The 22,474-nt window shown below is 66.3% G+C and carries 18 protein-coding genes; 12 read left to right on the top strand and 6 right to left on the bottom strand.

Annotation, left to right across the window (positions count from 1 at the left end; genetic code table 11):
• Nucleotides 1-14: 14 nt before the first annotated feature.
• The gene (locus KK141_RS16215; protein WP_214572185.1) at nt 15-317 is read right to left on the bottom strand and encodes a hypothetical protein; all 303 of its coding nucleotides are present in this window, start codon (nt 315-317) and stop codon (nt 15-17) included.
• 595 nt (nt 318-912) lie between these two features.
• Here KK141_RS16215 and KK141_RS16210 point away from each other — a divergent pair.
• The 9 genes from KK141_RS16210 (at nt 913) to KK141_RS16170 (ending at nt 15,090) form a co-directional block, all read left to right on the top strand.
• Nucleotides 913-2,112, top strand: coding sequence for a DUF3142 domain-containing protein (locus KK141_RS16210; RefSeq protein ID WP_214572184.1), 1,200 nt, complete (start codon nt 913-915; stop codon nt 2,110-2,112).
• A 67-nt stretch (nt 2,113-2,179) separates the two neighbouring features.
• Nucleotides 2,180-4,633, top strand: coding sequence for a hypothetical protein (locus tag KK141_RS16205; protein ID WP_214572183.1), 2,454 nt, complete (start codon nt 2,180-2,182; stop codon nt 4,631-4,633).
• Nucleotides 4,634-4,706: 73 nt separating this feature from the next.
• The gene (gene queA / locus KK141_RS16200) at nt 4,707-5,735 is read left to right on the top strand and encodes a tRNA preQ1(34) S-adenosylmethionine ribosyltransferase-isomerase QueA (protein ID WP_214572182.1); all 1,029 of its coding nucleotides are present in this window, start codon (nt 4,707-4,709) and stop codon (nt 5,733-5,735) included.
• A gap of 162 nt (nt 5,736-5,897) precedes the next feature.
• A complete protein-coding gene (gene tgt / locus KK141_RS16195) occupies nt 5,898-7,028 on the top strand; it encodes a tRNA guanosine(34) transglycosylase Tgt (RefSeq protein WP_214572181.1) in 1,131 nt (376 codons plus the stop codon).
• Between the two features lie 380 nt (nt 7,029-7,408).
• Nucleotides 7,409-7,747, top strand: a complete 339-nt coding sequence (yajC, locus tag KK141_RS16190) for a preprotein translocase subunit YajC (protein ID WP_214572180.1) — start codon at nt 7,409-7,411, stop codon at nt 7,745-7,747.
• A 124-nt stretch (nt 7,748-7,871) separates the two neighbouring features.
• Nucleotides 7,872-9,743, top strand: a complete 1,872-nt coding sequence (secD, locus tag KK141_RS16185; RefSeq protein WP_214572179.1) for a protein translocase subunit SecD — start codon at nt 7,872-7,874, stop codon at nt 9,741-9,743.
• A 16-nt stretch (nt 9,744-9,759) separates the two neighbouring features.
• Nucleotides 9,760-10,713 carry a protein translocase subunit SecF gene (gene secF / locus KK141_RS16180; protein WP_214572178.1) on the top strand — a complete coding sequence of 318 codons (954 nt, stop codon included), beginning with the start codon at nt 9,760-9,762 and terminating at the stop codon, nt 10,711-10,713.
• 533 nt (nt 10,714-11,246) lie between these two features.
• Complete coding sequence (locus KK141_RS16175; protein WP_214572177.1) at nt 11,247-14,339, top strand: TonB-dependent receptor; 3,093 nt, start codon at nt 11,247-11,249, stop codon at nt 14,337-14,339.
• Nucleotides 14,340-14,574: 235 nt separating this feature from the next.
• Complete coding sequence (locus KK141_RS16170) at nt 14,575-15,090, top strand: hypothetical protein (RefSeq protein WP_214572176.1); 516 nt, start codon at nt 14,575-14,577, stop codon at nt 15,088-15,090.
• A gap of 53 nt (nt 15,091-15,143) precedes the next feature.
• Here KK141_RS16170 and KK141_RS16165 read toward each other — a convergent pair whose 3' ends face one another.
• The 5 genes from KK141_RS16165 to KK141_RS16145 form a co-directional block, all read right to left on the bottom strand.
• The gene (locus tag KK141_RS16165; RefSeq protein ID WP_214572175.1) at nt 15,144-16,247 is read right to left on the bottom strand and encodes a sterol desaturase family protein; all 1,104 of its coding nucleotides are present in this window, start codon (nt 16,245-16,247) and stop codon (nt 15,144-15,146) included.
• A 133-nt stretch (nt 16,248-16,380) separates the two neighbouring features.
• Nucleotides 16,381-17,049: an N-acetylmuramate alpha-1-phosphate uridylyltransferase MurU gene (murU, locus tag KK141_RS16160; RefSeq protein ID WP_214572174.1), complete on the bottom strand. Its 669-nt coding sequence runs from the start codon at nt 17,047-17,049 to the stop codon at nt 16,381-16,383.
• Nucleotides 17,046-18,056: a phosphotransferase gene (locus tag KK141_RS16155; RefSeq protein ID WP_214572258.1), complete on the bottom strand. Its 1,011-nt coding sequence runs from the start codon at nt 18,054-18,056 to the stop codon at nt 17,046-17,048. Before KK141_RS16155 ends, murU begins: the two co-directional genes overlap by 4 nt.
• 129 nt (nt 18,057-18,185) lie before the next feature.
• Nucleotides 18,186-19,514 carry an ammonium transporter gene (locus KK141_RS16150; protein ID WP_214572173.1) on the bottom strand — a complete coding sequence of 443 codons (1,329 nt, stop codon included), beginning with the start codon at nt 19,512-19,514 and terminating at the stop codon, nt 18,186-18,188.
• Nucleotides 19,504-19,842, bottom strand: a complete 339-nt coding sequence (locus tag KK141_RS16145; protein WP_214572172.1) for a P-II family nitrogen regulator — start codon at nt 19,840-19,842, stop codon at nt 19,504-19,506. Before KK141_RS16145 ends, KK141_RS16150 begins: the two co-directional genes overlap by 11 nt.
• A 245-nt stretch (nt 19,843-20,087) precedes the next feature.
• On the opposite strand from KK141_RS16145, the gene KK141_RS16140 reads away from it, so the two are divergent.
• Genes KK141_RS16140 through KK141_RS16130 form a run of 3 tightly spaced genes read left to right on the top strand, consistent with a single transcriptional unit; the run spans nt 20,088 to nt 22,473 of the window.
• Nucleotides 20,088-20,549 carry an SUF system Fe-S cluster assembly regulator gene (locus KK141_RS16140; RefSeq protein ID WP_167252163.1) on the top strand — a complete coding sequence of 154 codons (462 nt, stop codon included), beginning with the start codon at nt 20,088-20,090 and terminating at the stop codon, nt 20,547-20,549.
• Nucleotides 20,546-22,033 carry a Fe-S cluster assembly protein SufB gene (gene sufB / locus KK141_RS16135; protein WP_214572171.1) on the top strand — a complete coding sequence of 496 codons (1,488 nt, stop codon included), beginning with the start codon at nt 20,546-20,548 and terminating at the stop codon, nt 22,031-22,033. Before KK141_RS16140 ends, sufB begins: the two co-directional genes overlap by 4 nt.
• Complete coding sequence (locus tag KK141_RS16130) at nt 22,030-22,473, top strand: lysozyme inhibitor LprI family protein (protein WP_214572170.1); 444 nt, start codon at nt 22,030-22,032, stop codon at nt 22,471-22,473. The genes sufB and KK141_RS16130 overlap by 4 nt, the downstream gene beginning before the upstream one ends.
• Nucleotide 22,474 lies beyond the last annotated feature (1 nt).

Raw genomic sequence — 22,474 nt, 5'->3', positions numbered from 1 at the left:
CGGCTCACCCCAACCTACGCCTGCGCTGGGGGTTGCGTCGTTTCGTGCTTTACCTGCAACCACTGCATCCGCAAATGCGCCTGCGTCGCGCAGCGCGTCCCCATTTCGATAAACGCCGCGATGCTTTCCAGCATCACCGGCAAGCGCTGCGCATTGACACTGCCGCGCTCGTCAACAAATTCCGCCAACAACCGAATCGCGTTATGCGCGTAATGCAGCCACTCGGTCGCATCGTTCAACAACGCATCCGGCCCCGCCTCCGGATCCGAAAAATATTCCACGTGGCGTGTGAGCCACGCTTCGCCAAAGATATCCATAAGCAACTCCTTGCCATGCGCCGCCCTCGTCCCGAGAACGGCACGCCGCCGGACAGCACGGCGTGCCGCGACCATACGGACTCGAGGCTTACCGACCACCTGGAACACAGGCGCCGGGCGGCTTGATTGATGAAGTGGATGACGGCCTCAGTCGCTTTCGCCGTTGCAAGAGGCAACGCGCCGGGTTTCACGGCTAGGATTCATTACCTACGAAAACTCTTAGGCCGCGGTTCTTCAACCGTGCCCGCGAAGAGTGCGGACAGCCCGATTAGCCGGCGGAGGTGTCGCCCGGGGGATCGGCGAGCGTGCAAGTAGCGTATGATCTGGCTTAGCCATGATCGACTCCCTAGACAGTTGGTGATGGTTAGCGGGTCAGGGGTGTTCCAGCACCCTTGGCCCGCGCTTCTCACAGCATTGTTGCCATGGCTGCCCGCGGAGCGCATCGAAACACCGCGCGGGCAGCATCGATCAAGCTAGCAGAGCAACTTTGTGTTGTCTGTAGGGCAAATCCGATCTGATAGTTCGTCATTCTTGCGTCGGCAGCTTCGCGCATGCTTGTCGCGTTGGAGGCTGGTTCGATGGTGAGGAACGTTCGATGTTTTTGAGTTGGACAACTGCAGCGCGCTGGCTGATCGCCGCCTTGCTCGCCGGCATGCTTGGCGCCTGCCGGCAAGCCGCGCCGCTGCAGCACGACGCCTACGTCTGGCAACGCCAATGGAACCCTGCCGTTACTTCCGCATTGGCGCAATCGGCCGACGCGATTCGCGAATGGCGCGTGCTTGCGGCGCAGACCGATGCGCGCGGCGAGCTGCAGCCGGTGACGATCGATCGCGCCGCGCTCGCGGCAACGCAGCGGCCGGTGGTGCTGGTGGTGCGTATCGATGGGCAGTTGCCGCAGTGGGATGCCGACAAGCTGCTGGCGCAGACGCTGGCGCTGCGCGCTGCGTGGAGCGGCGTGCCGCTCGTCGGCATCGAGATCGACCACGACTGCGGCACGGCGCGCCTTCCTGCATACGCGGAATTTCTCGCGCGGCTGAAACACGCACTCGGCACGACTCCGCTGTCGATCACCGCCTTGCCTGCGTGGCTCGCCTCCGATCAGCTGGAACACGTCACGGCACAGGTCGACGAAGTGGTGCTGCAAGTCCACGCCGTGCAATCGCCGCGCGCCGGCCTGTTCGATCCGGCGCTCGCCCGCGCCTGGATCGACCGCTACGCCGCGCGCGCCGGCAAGCCGTTCCGCGTCGCGCTGCCTACCTACGGCTCGCGCGTGGCCTGGGACGAGAACGGCCGCGTCGTGGCCATCGAAAGCGAAACGCCGCTGCTCGCCGGTGGCATGGAAGCGAGCGAGCTGGTCGCCGCGCCGGCGGATGTGGCGAAGCTGCTGGCGGGGCTGCGCAGCGACCCACCCAAGGGCATGGCCGGCATCGTCTGGTTCCGCCTGCCCACCGTGCAGGATGCGCGCGCCTGGAGCCTGCCGACCTGGCGCGCGGTGATGGCTGGCGCGCCGCTGAAGGAAATGCTGGCGGTGTTCTTCCAGCCGGGTGCCGCGCCGGGCGCGGCGGATGTCGTGCTGCGCAACGACGGCGAAGTGGACGCGCGCCTGCCGGCGCGCATCGAGCTGCCGGCGGCCTGCAGCATCGCCGACGGCGTCAACGGCTACGTGCTGGATCGCCGCGATGGCCGCCCGTTCTTGCGACGCGGACGCGACGGCTGGCTGCGCGCGCATTACCAGCGCGCGATCGGCTGGGCGCGCTGCGGCGGCGTTTCGGAACAACCCGCGCTGGCGCCCTGATCCGGCTATTCCGCTGCGGCGTCTTTCCCCGCATCATTCACCGTCTACTTGAGGGGACGGAGTTCCGATGTACAAGCGCCAATGGATTGCCGCCGGCCTGCTCGCCGGCATCGCCGCCGCCACGGTATGGGCCTGCGGCCCGGATTTCCCCAGCCAGCTGCTGGATCATCGCGAGCTCACCCTGAAGGCCACGCCGCAGAACAGCTTCGCCTTCGAGGCGGCCAGTCTGTTGCCGGCCACCGACAAGCTGCCGGACGACGACTCGGGCGAGGCGCCCAAGGCCGACGACGCGGCGGCCATGGCCAAGTGGCTGGGCCTGGCGCCGGCGCAGTGGCAGCAGCTGGCTGAGCTGCGCCAGTTGCAGAGCGGCGCCGAGGTTTACGAGAAGGGCAAGGGGCTGCCCGAGGATCTGCGTCTGTACGCAGCGGGTGCCGCGGATTTCGAGATCGCGCAGGGCGCCTGCGAAGGCCACGGCGCAGCCAGCGAGGACGCGTCCGCGGCCGGCGAAGACGCAGCACCGGCCCCCGCGCACTGCATGGTTTCCAGCGGCCCGGGAATGGATCAGGCCGTCGCCAGTTTCGAGAAAGTGCTGGCCCTGCCGCCGGAGCAGGCGAAGCTGCGCTCGGTGTGGGCGGCTTACATGCTTGGCCGCATCCATGCCGAGCGCGCGCTCGACCAGGCCGGCGATGCCGCCGCGTTCAAGCGCGAGCGCGAGGCCGCGGCCAAGGCTTTCCAGCAGGCGCGCGCGCGTGCGCTCGACGGCGGCAGCGACACGCAGGGGCTGGCGCTGTCCAGCTTCGGCGAAGAGGCGCGCCTGCATCTGTTCGTCGACGGCAAGCGCTGCGGCTGGAACGAGATCGCGGGGCCGGACAACGACTGCGGCGTGCGTCTTGCGCCGGACGATATGAAGCACGCCATCACGCTGTATGCCGCGCAGGCCGGGCATGGTTCGGGCAGCGCGGTGCAGTCGCTGTCGATCCTGGCCAACACGGCGCTGCGCGACGACACGCTCGCCGCCGCCTTGATCGACCATCCGCTCTCGCAGCGCCTGCTGGTGATCTATGCGTTGGCGCGCGTCGACGACGTGGTCAGCGAAGCGGCCGACGGCAAGAGCATGACCACCAAGCCCAACCCGAACCTGGTGGCACTGGTGGCGGCGATCGAGCAGCGCGGGCTGGAGCATGTGGAAGGCGCCGACCGCCTCGCCGCATTGGCTTATCGCGCCGGCCGCTACGACCTCGCCGCCAAGCTGGTCGACAAGGCGCCCGGCCCGCTGTCGAGCTGGGTGCGCGCCAAGCTGGCGCTGCAGAAGGGCGATCTGGCGGCGGCCACCGCGGCCTATGCCGAAGCGGTGAAGGCTTTCCCGAAAGCGAACGATCCGAAGGCCAGCATTGACCCAGACAACTCGCATCTGCTGGTCGGCGAGCAGGGCGTGCTGGCGCTGGCGCGTGGCGAATACGTCGAGGCGATGGGCCGGCTCTACGACGCCGCGATCGCGGTGGGCGGCAGCGGCAACGTGTTCTATCCCGACGACGAAACCAGCGGCATCGGTTTCGGCAACGACGTGACTTACCTGGCCGAGCGCGTGCTCACCATCGACGAGCTGAAGAGCTTCGTCGATGCGCGCGTGCCGGCTTCGGCGCCGCCGGCCCCGGCCAAGGCAGGCTCCGCCGTGCCGAGCTACTACCCCGGCTCGGCGCCGTTCGGCGACAACCTGCGCTGGACGCTGGCCCGCCGCCTGATGCGCGCCGGCCGCTACGACGAAGCGCAGAACTACCTCCCGGCCAGCGGCGACGAGCGCTTCGGCAAGGACGACCTGCGCGCCAAGGCGCGCGAGTTCGCCCGGGACCTGCACGACGCCGAACATGCCTGGACCGATATCGGCAAAGCCGAGGCCCGCTACCGCGCGGCGGCGATCCAGCGCGAGCTGGGCATGGAACTGTTCGGCTACGAGCAGGGGCCGGACTACAACGACATGGGCGGCGGCTTCCAGGGCGGCAGCGGGCATGGCGCGGACGATCTGAAGCAGTCCTTCGTCACCGACGGCGAGCGCCAGCGCTACGCCGACACCGTGCCCAAGCCGGACCGCCGCTTCCATTACCGCTATCTGGCCGCCGACCGCGCCGCCGCCGCGGCCGACCTGCTGCCGCCGCGCTCGCAGGCCTTCGCCGCGGTGCTGTGCAAGGCCAGCGGCTGGATGCTGGATGGCCCGCCGGACTACGGCGACAACGGCGACGGCACGCCGCCGGTGGTGCCGGAACGGTTGCTCAAGGCCAAGGCGCTATACGACCGCTATGTGAAGCAGGGGCCGTACGTGCCGTGGGCCGAAAACTTCGGCGAAAGCTGCCCGGAGCCGGATTTCGCCAGCGCGCGGGTGATGCAGCGGCATCTTTATGTGGTGAAGGCCAAACGTGCGCTGCGGCATAACGTGCCCTTGCTTGCCGGCGGCCTGGTGCTGGTGATCGGCATCGTCAGTTTTGCCGTCGTGCGCCGACGTAAAAAGGCGGCCCGAACCGCGTGAAGCGTGCCGGCGCGGCCGGGCTGCGGGATAATGCGGCGTTTCCCGCCGCCCGCGGCCCCTGCCGAGCCCACCGTTGAAGAAGTCAGATTTCGATTTCGAGCTGCCGCCCGAACTGATCGCCCAGGCCCCGCTGCCGGAGCGCACGGCCAGCCGTCTGCTGCTGCTGGACACCCAGGCGCAGTCGTTGCAGGACGGCATGTTCCGCGACCTGCCCGGGCTGCTGCGCGCGGGCGACCTGCTGATTCTCAACGACACCCGCGTGCTGCCGGCGCGGCTGTACGGGCGCAAGGAAAGTGGCGGCGCGGTGGAGATCCTGCTCGAGCGCGTCACCGGCGCGCACGAGGCGATTGCCCAGCTGGGCGTGAGCAAGAAGCCGAAAGAGGGCGGCCGCATCGAGCTGGCCGACGGCAGCCACGCGGTGGTGCTGGGCCGCGACGGCCAGTTCTTCCGCCTGCGCTTCGAATCGCCCGAGCCGCTGGAACGCCTGCTGCGCCGCCTGGGCGAGATGCCGCTGCCGCCGTATATCGAGCGCCATGCCGACGCCAGCGACCTGGAGCGCTACCAGACGGTGTTCGCGCGCGAACCCGGCGCGGTGGCCGCGCCCACCGCCGGCCTGCATTTCGACGAGGCCATGCTGGCGCAGCTGCGCGAACTGGGCGTGGAATTCGGCTATGTGACCCTGCATGTCGGCGCCGGCACCTTCCAGCCGGTGCGCGCGGACGACATCAAGGACCACCAGATGCACCGCGAATGGCTCAACGTCGGCGCCGGCCTGGTGGAGCAGGTGCGCCGCACGCGGGCGCGCGGCGGGCGGGTGATCGCGGTGGGCACCACCGTGGTGCGCGCGCTGGAGAGCGCCTGCCGCGAAGGCGAGCTGCGCCCGTTCGCGGGCGAGACGCAGATCTTCATCTTCCCCGGCTACAAGTTCAGCAGCATCGACGGCCTGATCACCAACTTCCACCTGCCGCAGTCGACCCTGCTGATGCTGGTGTCCGCGCTGGCGGGGCGGGAGTTCGTGCTGCAGGCGTACCGGCATGCGGTGGCGCAGCGGTACCGGTTCTTCTCGTATGGGGACGCGATGATGATCCTGCCCCCGCACTGAAGCTTGAGCCCCTCTCCCTCTGGGAGAGGGGTTGGGGTGAGGGTACGGGCGGAGCGAGGCGCACCGCTCCGCCCGTACCCTCATCCGGCTGCCGCCACCTTCTCCCGGAGGGAGAAGGGCTCCTGATTGGGAGCTTGAGGCCAAACCAGCGATAATCCCCCGATGACTTCCCTCCGTTTCGACATCTCCGCCACCGACGGCGCGGCGCGGCGTGGCCGGCTTACTTTCGACCGCGGCACCGTGGAAACCCCGGCTTTCATGCCGGTGGGCACCTATGGCTCGGTCAAGGCGATGACGCCGCGCGACATCGTGGAGATCGGCGCCGAGATCATCCTGGGCAACACCTTCCATCTGTATCTGCGGCCGGGGCTGGAGATCGTGGAGCAGTTCGGCGGGCTGCACCGCTTTATCGGCTGGGACAAGCCCATCCTCACCGACTCCGGCGGCTTCCAGGTGTTCTCGCTGGCGCACAAGCGCAAGATCACCGAAGAGGGCGTGACCTTCGCCTCGCCGGTGGATGGTTCGAAGGTGTTCCTCTCGCCCGAGGAATCCATGCGTATTCAGAAGACGCTGGATTCGGACGTGGTGATGATCTTCGACGAGTGCACGCCGTATCCGGCCACCGAGAAGGTGGCATCGACTTCGATGGAGCTGAGCCTGCGCTGGGCCGAGCGCTCGCGCCGCGCCTTCGACGATCTGCACAACCCCAATTCGCTGTTCGGCATCGTGCAGGGCAGCGTGTACGAGAACCTGCGCCGCCGCTCCGCCGAGGGCCTGGTCGGCATCGGCTTCGACGGCTATGCCGTGGGCGGCCTGGCGGTGGGCGAGCCGGAGGCCGAGCGCAACCACACGCTGGACTTCACCGTGCCGCTGCTGCCGCAGGACAAGCCGCGCTATCTGATGGGCGTGGGCCGGCCGGAGGACATCGTCGAGGCGGTGCGCCGCGGCATCGACATGTTCGACTGCGTGATGCCCACCCGCAACGCGCGCAACGGCTTCTTGTTCACCGACGAAGGCACCTTGCGCATCCGCAATGCCAAGTACGCGATGGACACGCGGGTGATCGAGGAAGGCTGCGACTGCTACGCCTGCGCCGGCGGCTTCAGCCGCGCCTACCTGCGCCACCTGGACCGCTGCAACGAGATCCTGGCCAGCCAGCTCGCCACCATGCACAACCTGCGGCACTACCAGCGGCTGATGGCGGGGCTGCGCGAGGCGATCGCCGCCGGGAAGCTGGAGGAGTTCGTGGCGGAGTTCTATGCCAAGCGGGCGCGGCCGAACGGCAGCACCTGATGGCGGCGTAGGTTGGGGTGAGCCGCAGGCGAACCCCAACGTGGCGGCGGTGTTGGGGTTACGGGCTGCATCAGCAGCCCGCCCTTCGGGCCATCCGCTACGCGGATGTTCGCTACGGCATCCTGCCTTCGCAGTCGCCTGCGGCTCACCCCAACCTACACGGCACCGTGGCGCGAATCTCATTTGGAACAAGAGGGCGGGGTAAAACGCGCCGGCCCGCTTGCAAGCGGCCCCTGGGGAACCCCATAAACCCTGCTCCTGTCCGAGCCAGGGCCATCCGGCCCGTGTGCGTGAGCACCGGGGGGCATGGCATAATCCACGATCTTTTTCAGGCCTCCGGCAGAAATTTCAGCCGGGACCGCTACTTACGAGACAAGAAGATGAACTTTCCCAGCACTTTCGTGATCGCCCAGGCCGCACCGGCCGCCGGTGCCCAGGCGCCGAACCCGCTGATGACCTTCGGCCCGCTGATCCTGCTGTTCGTGGTGTTCTACTTCCTGATGATCCGCCCGCAGATGAAGCGGCAGAAGGAGCACCGCGCCATGGTCACGGCCCTGGCCAAGGGCGACGAAGTGGTGACCAACGGCGGTCTGGCCGGCCGCGTGGACGAGGTGGGCGAGTCCTTCATCACCCTCGAGATCGCGCCGAACGTGAAGATCAAGGTGCAGAAGGGCGCCGTGTCCCAGGTGCTGCCGAAGGGCTCGCTGAAGTCGTCCTGAGGGATCGGGCCATCGGGCGGCGACATCCGCCTAAGGCCGTCCCGCGGGGGCGGACGGCCTCGCCGCAACGCGAACGATGCTACCGCCGCGGCCCCCGTGCCGCGGCTTTTGACGGATGCAAGGCATGAGTGATTTTCCTCGCTGGAAATTTTTCCTGGTCGCCATCGTTTTGGTGCTGGGCATCGTCTACGCGTTGCCTAACGCGTTCCTGCCGCAGCCGGCGGTGCAGGTCACGGCCAACCGCAACGGCGTGGTCAACCAGGCGCTGCAGGAAAAGGCGCTGTACGCGCTCAAGCAGCAGAACCTGGCCTACCAGAGCGTGGAGCTGCAGAACGACCACCTGCTGGTGAGCTTCGGCAACGCCGACGTGCAGAAGAGCGCCGGCGACGCCATCAAGGCCGCGCTGGGCGACGACTACACCGTGGCCTTCAACCTCAAGTCCACCGTGCCGCGCTGGCTGTCCATGATCCATGCGAACTCCATGCCGCTGGGCCTGGACCTGCAGGGCGGCGTGCACTTCCTGATGGAAGTGGACCAGAACGACGTGGTCGACAAGCAGGAAACGCGCTACGCCGACGACATCCGCAGCATGCTGCGCGAGAAGAACGTCCGCTACGACTCGGTCAGCCGCAATGCCGTGCGCGGCCAGGGCGTGGCCGTGGTGCTGCGCTCCGCCGCCGACCGCACCGCGGCGGCCAATGCGATCGCCGCCGAATACCCGGACCTCAGCACCCAGGACGGCCAGGTCACCGGCGACCGCTTCGTGCTCAATGCCGTGCTGCGCCCGGACAAGCTGCGCGAGCTTTCGCTCAACGCCGTGCGCCAGAACCTGGGCACCCTGCGCAACCGTATCAATGCGCTGGGCGTGTCCGAGCCGATCATCCAGCAGCAGGGCGACAGCCGCATCATCGTCGAGCTGGCCGGCGTGCAGGACACCGCCGAGGCCAAGAAGCTGATCGGCGCCACCGCCACCCTGGAATACCGCGCCGGCTACGGCACCCCGCAGCAGGCGGTGGATGCCAAGAACACCGGCAACGTGCCGCCGGACGCGCGCCTGTACAAGGACACCCGCGGCAACCCGGTGCTGCTGAGCAAGAAGATCATCGTCACCGGCGACCAGCTGGTCGACGCCTCCTCGGGCACCGAGCAGCAGAGCGGCTCGCCGATGGTGTCGGTCACGCTCAATGCCGCCGGCGCCAAGAAGATGCTCGATTTCACCACCAGCAACGTCGGCAAGCCGATGGGCGTGGTCTATGTCGAGCGCGTGGTCGAAACCAAGCTGGTCGACGGCAAGGAAGTGCGCACGCCGAAGATCACCGAGGAAGTGATCAACTACGCCACCGTCAACGGCGTGTTCGGCAAGAACTTCCAGACCACCGGCCTGCGCAGCGCCAAGGAAGCTTCCGAGCTGGCCCTGCTGCTGAAGGGCGGTTCGCTGGCCGCGCCGATCGACATCGTCGAGGAGCGCGTGATCGGCCCGAGCCTGGGCCAGGACAACATCGCCAAGGGCATGAAGGCCGTGCTGATCGGCCTGGGCCTGGTGCTGCTGGCCGCGGCCATCTACTACAAGCTGTTCGGCCTGGTGGCCGACATCGCGCTGTTCTTCAACCTGGTGATCCTGGTGGCGGTGATGTCGCTGGTCGGGGTGACCCTGACCATGCCGGGCATCGCCGGTATCGTGCTGACGCTGGGCATGGCGATCGACGCCAACGTGCTGATCTGCGAACGCGTACGCGAAGAGTTGCGTAACGGTTCCTCGCCGCACGCCGCGATCCGCGCCGGCTACGAGAAGGCCTGGGCGACCATCCTGGACGCCAACGTCACCCACCTGATCGCCGCGCTGGCGCTGACCACGATGGGCTCCGGCCCGATCCGCGGCTTCGGCGTGACGCTGCTGATCGGCATCCTGACCTCGATGTTCACCTCGGTGACCCTGACCCATGCGATCACCTTGCTGATCCACGGCCACCGCAAACTCAAGACGCTGTCGGTCTGAAGAGGAACTGGCAATCATGGAAATCTTCAACCACAACGCGAACGTCAACTTCCTGGGCATGCGCAAGGTCAGCATCGGCATCGCCGTGCTGCTGATGCTCGTGTCGATCGCCCTGCTGGTCTCCCGCGGCCTCAACTACGGCCTGGACTTCACCGGCGGCATCTCCGCCGAGATCAGCTACCAGCAGCCGGTGGCCGTGGCCGACGTGCGCGAGGCGCTGGCCAAGGCGGGCATGGAGCACGCCGTGGTGCAGAGCCTGGGCGGCACCAAGGAAGTCTCGATCCGCATGCAGCCCACCGCGGCCATGCTGGACCAGGGCAAGGTGAACCTGGACAAGGTCTCGGCCGTCGTCAGCGGGGCGCTGAAGGCCGTGCGTCCCGATGCCCAGCTCAAGAGCCGCTCCTCGGTCAGCTCGCAGGTCGGCGACGAACTGCGCAGCGACGGCACCATGGCCGCGGGCCTGGTCATCCTGGGCATCGGCCTGTACCTGTGGGTGCGCTTCGAGCGGCGCTTCGCCATCGCCGCGCTGGCCACCGAGGTGCACGACGTGCTGGTGACCCTGGGCGTGCTGGTGATCACCGGCCGCGAGTTCGACCTGACCGTGCTGGCCTCGGTGCTGGCGGTGATCGGCTACTCCATCAACGACAAGGTGGTGGTGTTCGACCGTATCCGCGAACTGTTCCGCCTGGCGCGCAAGGCCGAGCCGGTGGAAGTGCTGAACCGCTCGATCAACAGCACGCTGTCGCGAACCATCATCACCTCGCTGTTCACCGCCATCACCATGGCCGCGCTGTACTTCATCGGCGGCGCGGTGGTGCAGGGCTTCGCCATCACCATGCTGATCGGCATCCTGGTCGGCACGCTCTCGTCCATCTTCGTGGCCAGCCCGATCCTGTTGTGGCTGGGCGTGTCCAAGCAGGACCTGATGCCGCAGACCAAGGAGAACCCGGAGCTGGCGCGGCGCCCGTAAGGCATTGCGATAGCACCCTGAAAAGCCCGGCCTTGCGCCGGGCTTTTTTTATGCGCGGCACTGGCGCCGGGTACGGCAATTCGATTAGCGACTTAATCCCCGATTGCCCATTTCAATTGGGATTAATCGCATGGCCGCGATTACTTGCCGCATTGCCACGCAAGATATTGCGAAACGGCTCAGCGTATTGCAGTGCGGTATTTCCGGCGTTCGCAGGTTCGGGCGCAAAAGGGGGGAATGGCGATGGCTTGAAAACCGCAGCGCTGTGCGATTCATTAAGTAAATGTTGACTTGATGTAACGGTCGACGTTATTTTCGGGATGTTCCTGATGCGACAGTCAGACGACAGCTTGCTTACAGCCACGGGAGGCCCGCAAGAAATCGTCGCCGCAGAGGGGAACGCAGAGGGGCAGTCTGCAGGGGGAGTTACCTACAGACGCAGTCTTTGCAAACTTTTGGCCTATCGCCCGCATTGCGGGCGGTTTTGCTCAATTTTGCCCACACCCCACGTGGGCGTTTTCGGGGAGATCCAAATGAGTTTTCGTTCCTTGAATCGCGGCTATCTGCGTCACACGGCGCTTGCCGCTGCGCTGATCATGGCCGGCGTGTCCGGCGTTGCGTTCGGCCAGGCCACCACCGGCAACATCACCGGTCAGGCTGAAGCCGGCGACACCGTGACGATCACCAGCGCCACCGGCCTGAACCGCCAGGTGACGGTCGACGCCAGCGGTCGCTACAGCGCCACCAACCTGCCGGTCGGTTCCTACACCGTCACCCTGCAGAAGGGCGGCTCCACGGTCGACACCCGCAAGGACGTCACCCTGACCGTCGGTTCGACCACGGAAGTCTCGTTCGCCTCGGCCAACAACGCCTCGTCGCTGTCCGCCGTGACGGTGACGGCCAACGCGCTGCCGGCCATCGACGTCTCCGGCGTCGACTCGCGCACGGTGATCACCTCCCAGCAGCTGGCTCGCCTGCCGCTCGCGCGCAGCGCCGAAGCGATCGCGCTGCTGGCCCCGGGCGTGGTCCAGGGCAGCAGCTACTTCTCCGGCAACATGGGCGGCCCGCTGGTTTCGTTCGGCGGTTCGTCGGTGACGGAGAACGCGTACTACATCAACGGCTTCAACACCACCGACCCGCTGAGCGGCCTGGGCGGCCTGAGCCTGCCCTACGGCGCGATCGACCAGCAGGAAATCCTCACCGGCGGCTACGGCGCGGCTTACGGCCGTTCGGACGGCGGCGTGATCAGCCAGGTCGGCAAGCGCGGCACCAACGAGTGGCACTTCGGCGGTCAGATCCTGTGGACCCCGACCTCGCTCGAGAGCGACCCGAAGAACTACTACTACGTCAACAAGGACGGTTCGAACGGCAAGCTCCGCCAGTACCGCAACGACAACAAGTCCTGGACCACCACGTACTCCGCCTATGTCGGCGGTCCGCTGGTCAAGGACAAGCTGTTCTTCTTCCTGGCCGCCGAATACGAGCGTGAGCAGGGCAAGAACACCAGCCTGAGCTCGGCTGCCGGCGTCGGCCCGAACACCGCTCCGTTCGTCGACCACGGCAAGATCAACAGCCCGAAGTGGTACGGCAAGCTGGACTGGAACATCACCGACAGCAACATCCTCGAAGTGACCGGCGTCTCCAACAAGTCGTCGTACAACGGCACGCTGAACAACTTCGACTACGGCACGCTGAAGGAAGGCTCCTTCAACAGCTACGACACGGCGGTCAAGAACTCGTTCAATCTGTACACGACGAAGTTCACCAGCTACATCACCGATGACCTGACCCTGTCGGTGCAGTACGGCAAGATGAAGGGCAAGTACTACACCGACACGCCCGGCTACGATCCGACCAACCCGTACCTGTTCACCACCGAGAACCAGAATCCGGATCTCAACGGCGGCAACCCGATCACGAACAACCAGACGGTTTCGACGATCAACCTGCCGGGTCACAAGACCACCAACACCAACCTGCGCGTCGACCTGACCTACAAGCTCGGTGACCACACCATCACCGGCGGTATCGACAACCAGGACGTGCGCAACACCGACGCCGGTACCCAGTTCCCGACCAGTGGCCTCGGCTACGCCTGGGAATACAACACCATGGACGGCGATCCGGACACCTACATCATCGGTGGCCCGGGTACCGCACAGGCCGGTGCCGACTGGCGCAACTCGCCGTGGGTGGCCAACACCGGCTCGCAGGCAGGTGGTGAGACCGGCTACTACGTGGCCCGCTACCGCTACCACGACAACGCCTCGGTCCGCGTGCAGCAGCGCGCCCAGTACCTGCAGGACGACTGGCAGATCAACGACCGCTGGCTGGTCAAGATCGGCCTGCGCAACGACCAGTTCACCAACTTCGGTGCTTCCGGTGCGCCGTACCTGCGCCTGACCAAGCCGCAGTGGGCTCCGCGCGTGGGCTTCAGCTGGGACGTCTACGGCGACTCCAGCTTCAAGGTCTACGGCAACGCCGGCCGCTACTACCTGGCGATGCCGACCAGCGTGGCCCTGCGTTCGGCGGGTTCCTCGCTGTACACCCGCGAGTACTTCACCTACACGGGTATCGACGCCAACGGCGTGCCGACCGGTCTGACCCCGATCGACACCAGCCGCGGCGCGGGCGCTCCGTTCTCCGCCAACGGCGAGTACGGCCAGCCGCGCGATCCGAACGTCGCTTCCGAGCGTAACCTGAAGTCCGAGTACCAGGACGAGTTCATCCTCGGCTTCGACAAGAAGCTGGGCGACTCGTGGGTCTACGGCGCCAAGGCCACGTACCGCAAGCTGCGCAACGCGATCGACGACATCGGCGACAACGTCTCGATCCTGCGCAAGATGAACGAGATGGGCATCGACCCGGCCACGTACGACGCGACCCAGGTTCCGGGCAGCATCCTGATCAACCCGGGCAAGACCGCGGACTTCCTGGTGCCGAAGCTCGGCGGTGGCTACTACACCGTGCCGATGGACTGGAAGAAGGACTTCGGCTTCAACACCACGATGAAGCGCAAGTACTACGGCCTGAACCTGTTCCTGGAGCATCCGTTCGACGGCAAGTGGTACGGCCGCGTGGACTACGTGTGGTCGCATAGCTTCGGCAACTCGGAAGGCCAGGTGCGTTCGGATATCGGCCAGACCGACGTCTCGGCGACGGTGGACTGGGATTACGCCCAGGTCATGGACTACGCCAACGGCTCGCTCTCGAACGACCGTCGTCACCAGATCAAGGCCTACGGCTCGTACCAGATCGCTCCGGAGTGGATGGTTTCCGGTAACGTCGCGATCCTGTCCGGCACGCCGCGCACCTGCCTCGGCCTGTACGGCGAGGACGCGACCAACCCGGGTCTCGGCTACGGTCCGTACTACCACTTCTGCGACGGCAAGCCGTGGTCGCCGGGCACCACCCGCAACCCGTGGACCTACCTGCTGAGCGTCAGCGCCGAGTACCGTCCGGAATGGGCGGACAAGAAGCTGGGCTTCAACGTGATGGTCTACAACGTGCTGAACAAGCAGACCACCACGCAGGTCTACGCGATCTCGACCAGCTCGAGCTACCTGCGTCCGATCAGCTCGCAGACCCCGCGCTATGTCCGCTTCGGTGTGACGTACGACTTCTGATCGAGCGATCAGTGCAGCAACACAGAGCCGCCGGGGAAATCCCGGCGGCTTTTTTTTGTGCAGTCGATTCGTTCGGCGTTTTATTGCCCGGGCTATGGATGGCGGTGCAGTAAATGTCGCGGCTTGCTGTTGCCCATCGGCGGGACTAGAGTCGAACGGCTCGAATAGACGGCTATACGGCTCACCGGTCTATCGGGCGTTCCCCATCACAGAAACATCAGCAGAGGGATAAGCGATGAAGCTTCGTGTGATAAGCATTTTGTGCGGACTGGTCTTGACCTTCTTCACCGGCAGCGCTTTCGCCGCGTGGGCGTACGCTGAGAACTTCACGTATTTCGATGCCTCCGGAAACGTCATCGGACAATCGCTGCTCGGTTGCAGCACGGCGACGCCACGAAAGGCGGCAGGCGTCACCAGCATCTATTGGCGCGAAGACGTGACCTTGTGCAATACCAGCGTCATGATCGTCGGAGACCTGTGCTATGGAGCCACCGACGGTCCGGGCTGGGTCTGCGTGCCCAGGCAGGTGGCGTCGCAGCCGGCCGGCGTGCGCAATACCCGTACCGATCATCTCCCTCCGGGCATGACGGATGCCGCTTCCTGCTCTCTGGCTTCATGCGGTATTCCCACGCCGGCGTTTCTTCCGTCCTTGCAGCCCAGCGTGCATATCGCCGGCAGCGAGAGTTATCCGCCGAACGAACATGATTGCCAGGCGGAAGGCGGCGATTGCCTGTCCTGGTTGATCCAGTAGCACAACGCATAAAAAAGCCCGCTTCGGCGGGCTTTCTTTCTTGGGCAGCGATGTCAGCTGGTGCTTGGAACCGGCCGTGTTTCATCCGGCAGCGGATCGGCAAGCGGTTCCGGCGGCGGTGAGTGATTCCGTATGTGTCCATCCCATTGCTCCACCGGGATAGGTTCATACCCCGGCCCGAACGCCACCTCGCCCAGCTTCCATCCCGCCGGCCGCCGCACCGCACCCCAGAACCGCTTGAACGCGGCCCAGTGCAAGCCGATCAGGCCATGCTCGTTATCCGCATCCACCGTAGGATCGCCCACACCGGTCGGCCGCGGCGCCATGCCGTAGAGCGAGGTGCCGAACAGCACGTCCCACACCGACAGCACCTGGCCGAAGTTGCAGTTGTGCAGGCCCGGTCGTTCCGGATCCACCAGCATGTGGTGCAGCCGGTGGAATTTCGGATCGACGAAGACGCGCCCGAACACCGGCCCGAAGCCGATGCGCACATTCGCGTGCGAGAAGTTCTGTACCAGTTCGCCCAGCAGCACCAGCCACGCGAACTGGTCCGGCTCCACTCCCATCACGATGCCGACCGTGGCCAGCACCATCGACTGCAGGAAGCCGTCGACCAGGCTGCCGCGGTCGTTGGTCCAGCAGCTCATCTGGCGCTGGCTGTGATGCATGCTGTGCAGCGCCCACCACCAGGGCAGGGCGTGCTGCAGGCGGTGCATCCAGTAATAGACCAGGTCGTAGACGACGTAATAGCAGGCGAACAGCAGCCACGGGTGCTGCTTCAGCCACGGCACCCAGTGCGTGATGGCGAGCGGCGAGACGCTGGCGTCGGAGGGGCCGGTATCCGGGCCGCCGAAGTAATTGGCGATCGGCGTCAGCACCAGGAAGCTGAAGACCGGAAAGATGCCGACCAGCATCATCAGCGTGTACTGGAAATCCACGCGGGTGAGCTTGCGGTCGGCCCAGCGCTCGGCGGGCAGCAGGGTTTCCAGCGGGCGGAAGATCAAGCCGATGATGCCCAGCTGCAAGCTGGCGATCAGCAGCGATTCGGCGATGTCCTTGGGGTCGCCCGCCAGCCCCTGCAGATGCAGCAGCTGCAGCACGGGAAGCACGCCATGCCCGGCGAACCAATCGACGAGACGGGACCAGAGTTCGGCCATCGGCGAAACCTTGCAAGAAGAGACGGACGATCCTGCAGGTGAAGTGCGAGCTTGCTACAGAACCGGTCAGTACAGAATACCGCCCGGCGGCGGCGCCATCCAAGGCCGGCAGGATTTTGCGGGCGCGCCCGGTTCAGCCGCGCAGGTGCGCGTCCAGCTCCGCCAGCTGGGCCGGGGTGCCGAGGTTGCGCCAGAAACCGTCGTAGCGTTCGCCGCTGAGCTGGTGATCGCGCATCGCCTGCTGGTACAGCGGCAGCAGCTTGAAGCGCCCGGGCGCATGGCCGTGCACGAACTGCGGCCGGTACACGCCGATATTGCCGAAGGTGAGCCGCTCGCCCGCGCCTTGTTCCTGCAGCTGGCCATCGTGCAGCACGAAGTCGCCCGCGGCGTGCCAATCCGGATTCGGCACCATCACCAGGTGGGCGAGCCCGGCAGGTTCCAATGGCAACTTCGCGTAGTCGTAATCGCAGTAGATATCGGCGCTGACCGCGATGAATGGTTCCGGCCCCAGCAGCGGCAGCGCATTGAGCATGCCGCCGCCGGTTTCCAGCGGCGTGGGCCCTTCGTAGGCGTAGCGGATGCGCAGGCCCCAGCGCGAACCATCGCCCAGCGCCTCCGGGAACTGGTCCGCCAGATGCGAGGTGTTGATCACCACGTAGTGCACGCCCACCGCCGCGAGCTTTTCCAGATGCCACGCGATCAGCGGCTTGCCGCCTGCCATGAGCAGCGGCTTGGGGGTTCGGTCGGTGAGCGGGCGCATGCGCTCGCCCAGGCCGGCGGCAAAGATCAGTGCGTGCCTCATGCGGCCACCTGGGTAAGGTCGCGGCCGGCCGCGTGGCGTTCCAGCAGCGCGGCGAAGTCCGCCAGTTCCGGATAGCTGCCCGCCACCGTGCTGACGTAGCGATAGACCGTCGGCACGTCGGCGAGATACCCCGGCTTGCCGTCGCGATACCACAGCCGATAGAACTGGCCGAGCACGCGCACGTGGCGGTGCAGGCCGGTGAGGTCGAACCAGCGCAGGAAGCGTGCGGCATCCACCTTCGCGTCGATCGTGCCGGCGCCGAGCAGGCGCTGGCGGTACAACTCCACCCAGGCTTCGATGCGTTCGCGCGGCCACACGATGTAGGCGTCGCGCAGCAGCGAGGCGAGGTCGTAGGTGATGGGGCCGGCGAGCGCGCCCTGGAAATCGATCACGCCGGGATTGTTGCGTTCGACGACCAGCAGGTTGCGGCTGTGATAGTCGCGATGCACGAAGCAGCGCGGCTGTTCCAGCGCATTCCCGACGATCAGCTCGAACGCTGCTTCCAGCACCTTCCGCTCTTCGCCACTGGGCGTATGGCCCAGGTGGCGGGTGAGAAACCATTCCGGCATCACTTCGAGGCCGCGCACCAGCACCTCGCGGTCGAACGGCGGCAGATCGCGGTAGTCCATGCGCGTCTGCATCCGCAGCAGCGCATCCATCGCATCGCCGTACAGCGCGTCGGCGTTGCGCTCGTTCAACGCCGACAGATACAGCTGGTGGCCGAGGTCTTCGATCAGCAGGAAACCCTGCTGCAGGTCCTTCGCGCGCACCGCCGGCACATGCAGGCCCGCGGCGGCGAGGCGTTCGCCGATGGCCAGCCACGGACGCGGGTCTTCGCGGTCCGGCGGCGAGTCCATCACGATCCAGCTGCTGCCTTGATGGTGCGTGCGCCAGTAGCTGCGGAAGCTGGCGTCGGAGGAAGCCGATTCCAGCGTGAGCGTGGCATCGTCGAGAACGGAGCGGGCCCAGGCGAGGCGGGCGGCGGAGCGGTCGGTCATGGCGGGCAGCTTAGCGGCCGCCGCCAGACCTGGCCAATCCACAAGCTGGCGTAGGTTGGGGTGAGCGCAGCGAACCCCAACCGCAGCGCATCGTTGGGGTTCGCGGCGCTCACCCCAACCTACGCCGCGTGTGTTGTCTCAGGAGAGGTTGTAAGCCTTCTCTTCGTGCAGCGCGATATCCAGCCCCATCATTTCCTGCTCGTCGTCCACGCGCAGGCCCAGCGTCTTGTCGATCAGCTTCAGCAGCACGAAGCTCAACACGGCGCTCCACGCGATGGTGAAGCCCACGCCCTTGGCCTGGATCCACAGCTGGCCCCACAGCGAGGTCACCGTGCCGAAGCCGCCCAGCGCCGGCGAAGCCAGCGGGCCGGTCAGCAGGCCGCCGAGGATGCCCGCCACCGCGTGCACGCCGAACACGTCGAGCGAGTCGTCGTAGCCGAACTTGTGCTTAAGCCGCGTGGCGCTGAAGAAGCACACCACACCGGCGACAAAGCCCAGCACCAGCGATCCGCCCGGCCCCGCGGTGCCGGCCGCCGGCGTCACCGCCACCAGTCCCGCCACCGCGCCCGACACGATGCCCAGCACGCTGGGCCTTCCGTGCACCACCCACTCGGCCACCAGCCAGCCCAGCGCGGCGGCGGCGGTGGCGATCTGCGTCACCAGCATGGCCATGCCGGCGCTGCCGTTGGCGGCCACCGCGGAGCCTGCATTGAAACCGAACCAGCCCAGCCACAGCAGGCTGGCGCCGATCACCGTGTAGCCGAGGTTGTGCGGCGGCATCGGCACCTGCGGAAAACCGCGGCGCTTGCCGATCACCAGGCAGGCGATCAGGCCGGCGATACCGGCATTGATATGCACCACCGTGCCGCCGGCGAAATCCAGCACGCCCAGGTCGCCCAGCAGCGAACCCGGGCCGCTCCACACCATGTGCGCCACCGGCAGATAGACGAAGGTCAGCCACAAGCCGCTGAACCACAGCATGGCGCTGAACTTCATGCGCTCCGCATAGGCGCCGACGATCAGCGCGGGCGTGATGATGGCGAAGGTCATCTGGAACATCACGAATACCGCCTCGGGTACCGTCTGGTAGCGCGAGTCGGGCTTGAGGCCGGCCAGCATCGCGCGATCGAGTCCGCCGATGATGGAATGCCAACCGGTGCTGCCGGCCTGCATGCCCACCGTGCTGAAGGCCAGCGAATAGCCGTAGACGATCCACAGCACCGTCACCATCGCGGTGATGGCGAAGCACTGCATCAGCACCGACAGCAGGTTCTTCGCGCGCACCATGCCGCCGTAGAACAGCGCCAGGCCCGGGATGGTCATCAGCAGCACGAGCGCCGTGGCGGTGAGCATCCAGGCGGTGTCGCCGCTGTCGATATGCGCCGGTGCCGCGGCCTGGCTCCAGGCGGGCAGGGCGAGCAGGCTGCCGGCCAGGGCGGCGGCGATCTGGCGTGGCTTACAGCGCATCGTTGTCCACCTCCATGGTGCGGATGCGGATCGCCTGTTCCAGCTCGCTGACGAAGATCTTGCCGTCGCCGATCTTGCCGGTGCGCGCCGCGCCGCTGATCGCCTCGATCGCCTGCTCCAGCTGCTCGTCGGCCACCGCCACCTCGATCTTCAGCTTGGGCAGGAAATCCACCACGTACTCGGCGCCGCGGTACAGCTCGGTATGGCCGTGCTGGCGGCCGAAGCCCTTGACCTCGGTGACCGTCATGCCGGCGATGCCGGTCTCGGACAGGGCTTGCCGGACGTCGTCCAGCGTGAAGGGTTTGATGATCGCGGTAAGCCACTTCATCCGGCGCTTTCCCCATGGCGGATTGATATGTGGCGGCGCAGCACGTTGCGTGCCAGTCGGCGAGGCTGTCCCGGTGTTCAAAGATTCAATGACTTAGCGCAGCGATTTGTCCGATCAAGCGCTGCTTTGGCGCGTCCGCGACGCCGGCTGCCCGTGTTTGGTGCAACGCCGCGCGATTGACCCGAACCCGCTTAATCCGTACCATTTTGGTCCCGATTCCCCGATCTCCGCCGCCTTCCGTCCCCATGCTCCGCGTCAGCCGCCTTACCGATTACGCCACGGTGGTGATGACCTGCATCGCCGTGCATCCGCACGACGTGCTCAGCACCGCGCAGATCGCCGACGAGGCGCGGCTGGAGCTGCCCACCGTGAGCAAGCTGCTGAAGTCGCTGAGCCACGCGGGGCTGGTCGAATCGTTCCGCGGCGTCAACGGCGGCTACCGGCTGGCGCGTCCGGCCGAGGCGATCTCGCTGGCGCAGATTGTGGAAGCGATGGAAGGACCGATCGGCATGACCGAATGCGGCGTCGCCACGGGGCAGTGCGAGCGCGAATCGCAATGCAACGTGCGCGGCAGCTGGCGGCTGGTGAGCCACGTGGTCGACAACGCCCTGCGCGCCGTCAGCCTCGCCGACATGCTCAAGCCGCAACCCGCGCCGCCGGTGGCGACCGTCGCACTCAGCACCCTGAAAAGCAGGACCACCGCATGACTCACGAACCCAGCAACACGGCCGTCGAAGCCAGCGCCGCCACGCTGCTGCGCGACAACGCCGAAGTAGCGGAAGCGCTAGGCCGCCGCTACGAGGCCGGCTTCGTCACCGACATCGAAACCACCAGCCTGCCGCCCGGCCTCAACGAGGACATCATCCGCCAGCTCTCTGCGATCAAGCAGGAGCCCGAATGGATGACCGAGTGGCGACTGAAGGCCTATCGCCACTGGCTGACCATGCCGTCGCCGGACTGGGCCAAGCTGAACCTCTCGCCGATCGACTACCAGTCGATCAGCTACTACGCCGCGCCCAAGGCCGGCCCCAAGTCGCTGGACGAAGTCGATCCGAAGCTGCTGGAAACCTACGACAAGCTCGGCGTGCCGCTGCACGAGCGCGCCAAGCTGGCCGGCGTGGCGGTGGACGCGGTGTTCGACTCGGTCTCCGTCGGCACCACCTTCCGCAAGGAGCTGGCCGCGGCCGGCGTGATCTTCTGCTCGATGAGCGAGGCGATCCGCGAGCACGGCGACCTGGTGCAGCAATACCTGGGCAGCGTGGTGCCCACCGGCGACAACTACTTCGCCGCGCTGAATTCCGCCGTGTTCTCCGACGGCTCCTTCGTATTCGTGCCCAAGGGCGTGCGCTGCCCGATGGAGCTGTCCACCTACTTCCGCATCAACGCGATGAACACCGGACAGTTCGAGCGCACCCTGATCGTGTGCGAGGACGACGCCTACGTGTCCTACCTGGAAGGCTGCACCGCGCCGATGCGCGACGAGAACCAGCTGCACGCCGCGGTGGTGGAACTGGTTGCGCTGGAACGCGCGCAGATCAAATACTCCACGGTGCAGAACTGGTATCCGGGCGACGAGAACGGCGTCGGCGGCATCTACAACTTCGTGACCAAGCGCGGCGACTGCCGCGGCGCGGATTCGAAAATTTCCTGGACCCAGGTGGAAACCGGTTCGGCCGTCACCTGGAAATACCCCAGCTGCGTGCTGCGCGGCGACCGCTCGGTGGGCGAGTTCTATTCGGTGGCGCTCACCCACCATCGCCAGCAGGCCGACACCGGCACCAAGATGATCCACATCGGCAAGCACACCAAGTCGAAGATCGTCTCCAAGGGCATCAGCGCCGGCCGCAGCTCGAATGCCTACCGCGGCCTGGTGAAAGTGGAGAAGGGCGCCGAGGGCGCGCGCAACTACACGCAGTGCGATTCGCTGCTGATCGGCAAGCGCTGCGGCGCGCACACTTTCCCGTACATGGAAGTGAAGAACCCCAGCGCCATCGTCGAGCACGAGGCCACCACCTCGAAGATCTCCGACGACCAGCTGTTCTATTGCCGCAGCCGCGGCATCAGCGAGGAAGACGCCGTGTCGATGATCGTCGACGGTTTCTGCAAGCAGGTGTTCCGCGAGCTGCCGATGGAATTCGCGGTGGAAGCGAAGAAGCTGCTCGAGGTGTCGCTGGAAGGAGCCGTCGGATGAAGCGCGCGCTCGTTTTCCTTGTTTGCGCCGCGCTGCCGCTGGCGGCCGTGGCGCAGCAGCCCGACTGCAAGGCGCCGGGTACGCAGCTGGAGATCGACGCCTGCGCCGGCGCCGATTTCAGCAAGGCCGACGCCGAACTCAACAGCGTGTGGAAAAGCATCCTGGCCAAGTACAAGGACCAGCCGCAGTTCCTGGACAAGCTCAAGGCCTCGCAGCGCCTGTGGCTGCAGTTCCGCGACGCCGAGCTGGAAGCGCTCTATCCGGTGGCCAAGGGCCAGGACGCCCGCGTCCAGTACGGCAGCATGTACCCCACCTGCTACACCGGCGCCAAGGCGAAGCTCACCCGCCAGCGCACCGAACAACTCAAGGTCTGGCTGGACGGCGCCCAGGAAGGCGACACCTGCTCCGGCTCCATCAAGAACTCCGCGGATTTGAAGTGAC

The sequence above is a fragment of the Dyella sp. LX-66 genome (assembly GCF_018599165.1).
In the GTDB taxonomy this organism is placed as follows: Bacteria; Pseudomonadota; Gammaproteobacteria; order Xanthomonadales; family Rhodanobacteraceae; genus Dyella_D; species Dyella_D marensis.
Note: the sequence above shows the minus strand (reverse complement) of the source record. Positions and strands in the feature narration are given on the sequence as shown.

Excerpts from the sequence above, each read along its gene's own strand:
- KK141_RS16175 (WP_214572177.1), top strand. The coding sequence starts at position 11,247 with ATGAGTTTTCGTTCCTTGAATCGCGGCTATCTGCGTCACACGGCGCTT.
- sufB (WP_214572171.1), top strand. The coding sequence starts at position 20,546 with ATGACTCACGAACCCAGCAACACGGCCGTCGAAGCCAGCGCCGCCACG.
- secD (WP_214572179.1), top strand. The coding sequence starts at position 7,872 with ATGAGTGATTTTCCTCGCTGGAAATTTTTCCTGGTCGCCATCGTTTTG.
- KK141_RS16215 (WP_214572185.1), bottom strand. The coding sequence starts at position 317 with ATGGATATCTTTGGCGAAGCGTGGCTCACACGCCACGTGGAATATTTT.
- secF (WP_214572178.1), top strand. The coding sequence starts at position 9,760 with ATGGAAATCTTCAACCACAACGCGAACGTCAACTTCCTGGGCATGCGC.
- tgt (WP_214572181.1), top strand. The coding sequence starts at position 5,898 with ATGACTTCCCTCCGTTTCGACATCTCCGCCACCGACGGCGCGGCGCGG.
- KK141_RS16140 (WP_167252163.1), top strand. The coding sequence starts at position 20,088 with ATGCTCCGCGTCAGCCGCCTTACCGATTACGCCACGGTGGTGATGACC.
- KK141_RS16145 (WP_214572172.1), bottom strand. The coding sequence starts at position 19,842 with ATGAAGTGGCTTACCGCGATCATCAAACCCTTCACGCTGGACGACGTC.
- KK141_RS16210 (WP_214572184.1), top strand. The coding sequence starts at position 913 with ATGTTTTTGAGTTGGACAACTGCAGCGCGCTGGCTGATCGCCGCCTTG.
- KK141_RS16150 (WP_214572173.1), bottom strand. The coding sequence starts at position 19,514 with ATGCGCTGTAAGCCACGCCAGATCGCCGCCGCCCTGGCCGGCAGCCTG.
- murU (WP_214572174.1), bottom strand. The coding sequence starts at position 17,049 with ATGAGGCACGCACTGATCTTTGCCGCCGGCCTGGGCGAGCGCATGCGC.
- KK141_RS16205 (WP_214572183.1), top strand. The coding sequence starts at position 2,180 with ATGTACAAGCGCCAATGGATTGCCGCCGGCCTGCTCGCCGGCATCGCC.
- KK141_RS16165 (WP_214572175.1), bottom strand. The coding sequence starts at position 16,247 with ATGGCCGAACTCTGGTCCCGTCTCGTCGATTGGTTCGCCGGGCATGGC.
- KK141_RS16170 (WP_214572176.1), top strand. The coding sequence starts at position 14,575 with ATGAAGCTTCGTGTGATAAGCATTTTGTGCGGACTGGTCTTGACCTTC.
- KK141_RS16130 (WP_214572170.1), top strand. The coding sequence starts at position 22,030 with ATGAAGCGCGCGCTCGTTTTCCTTGTTTGCGCCGCGCTGCCGCTGGCG.
- yajC (WP_214572180.1), top strand. The coding sequence starts at position 7,409 with ATGAACTTTCCCAGCACTTTCGTGATCGCCCAGGCCGCACCGGCCGCC.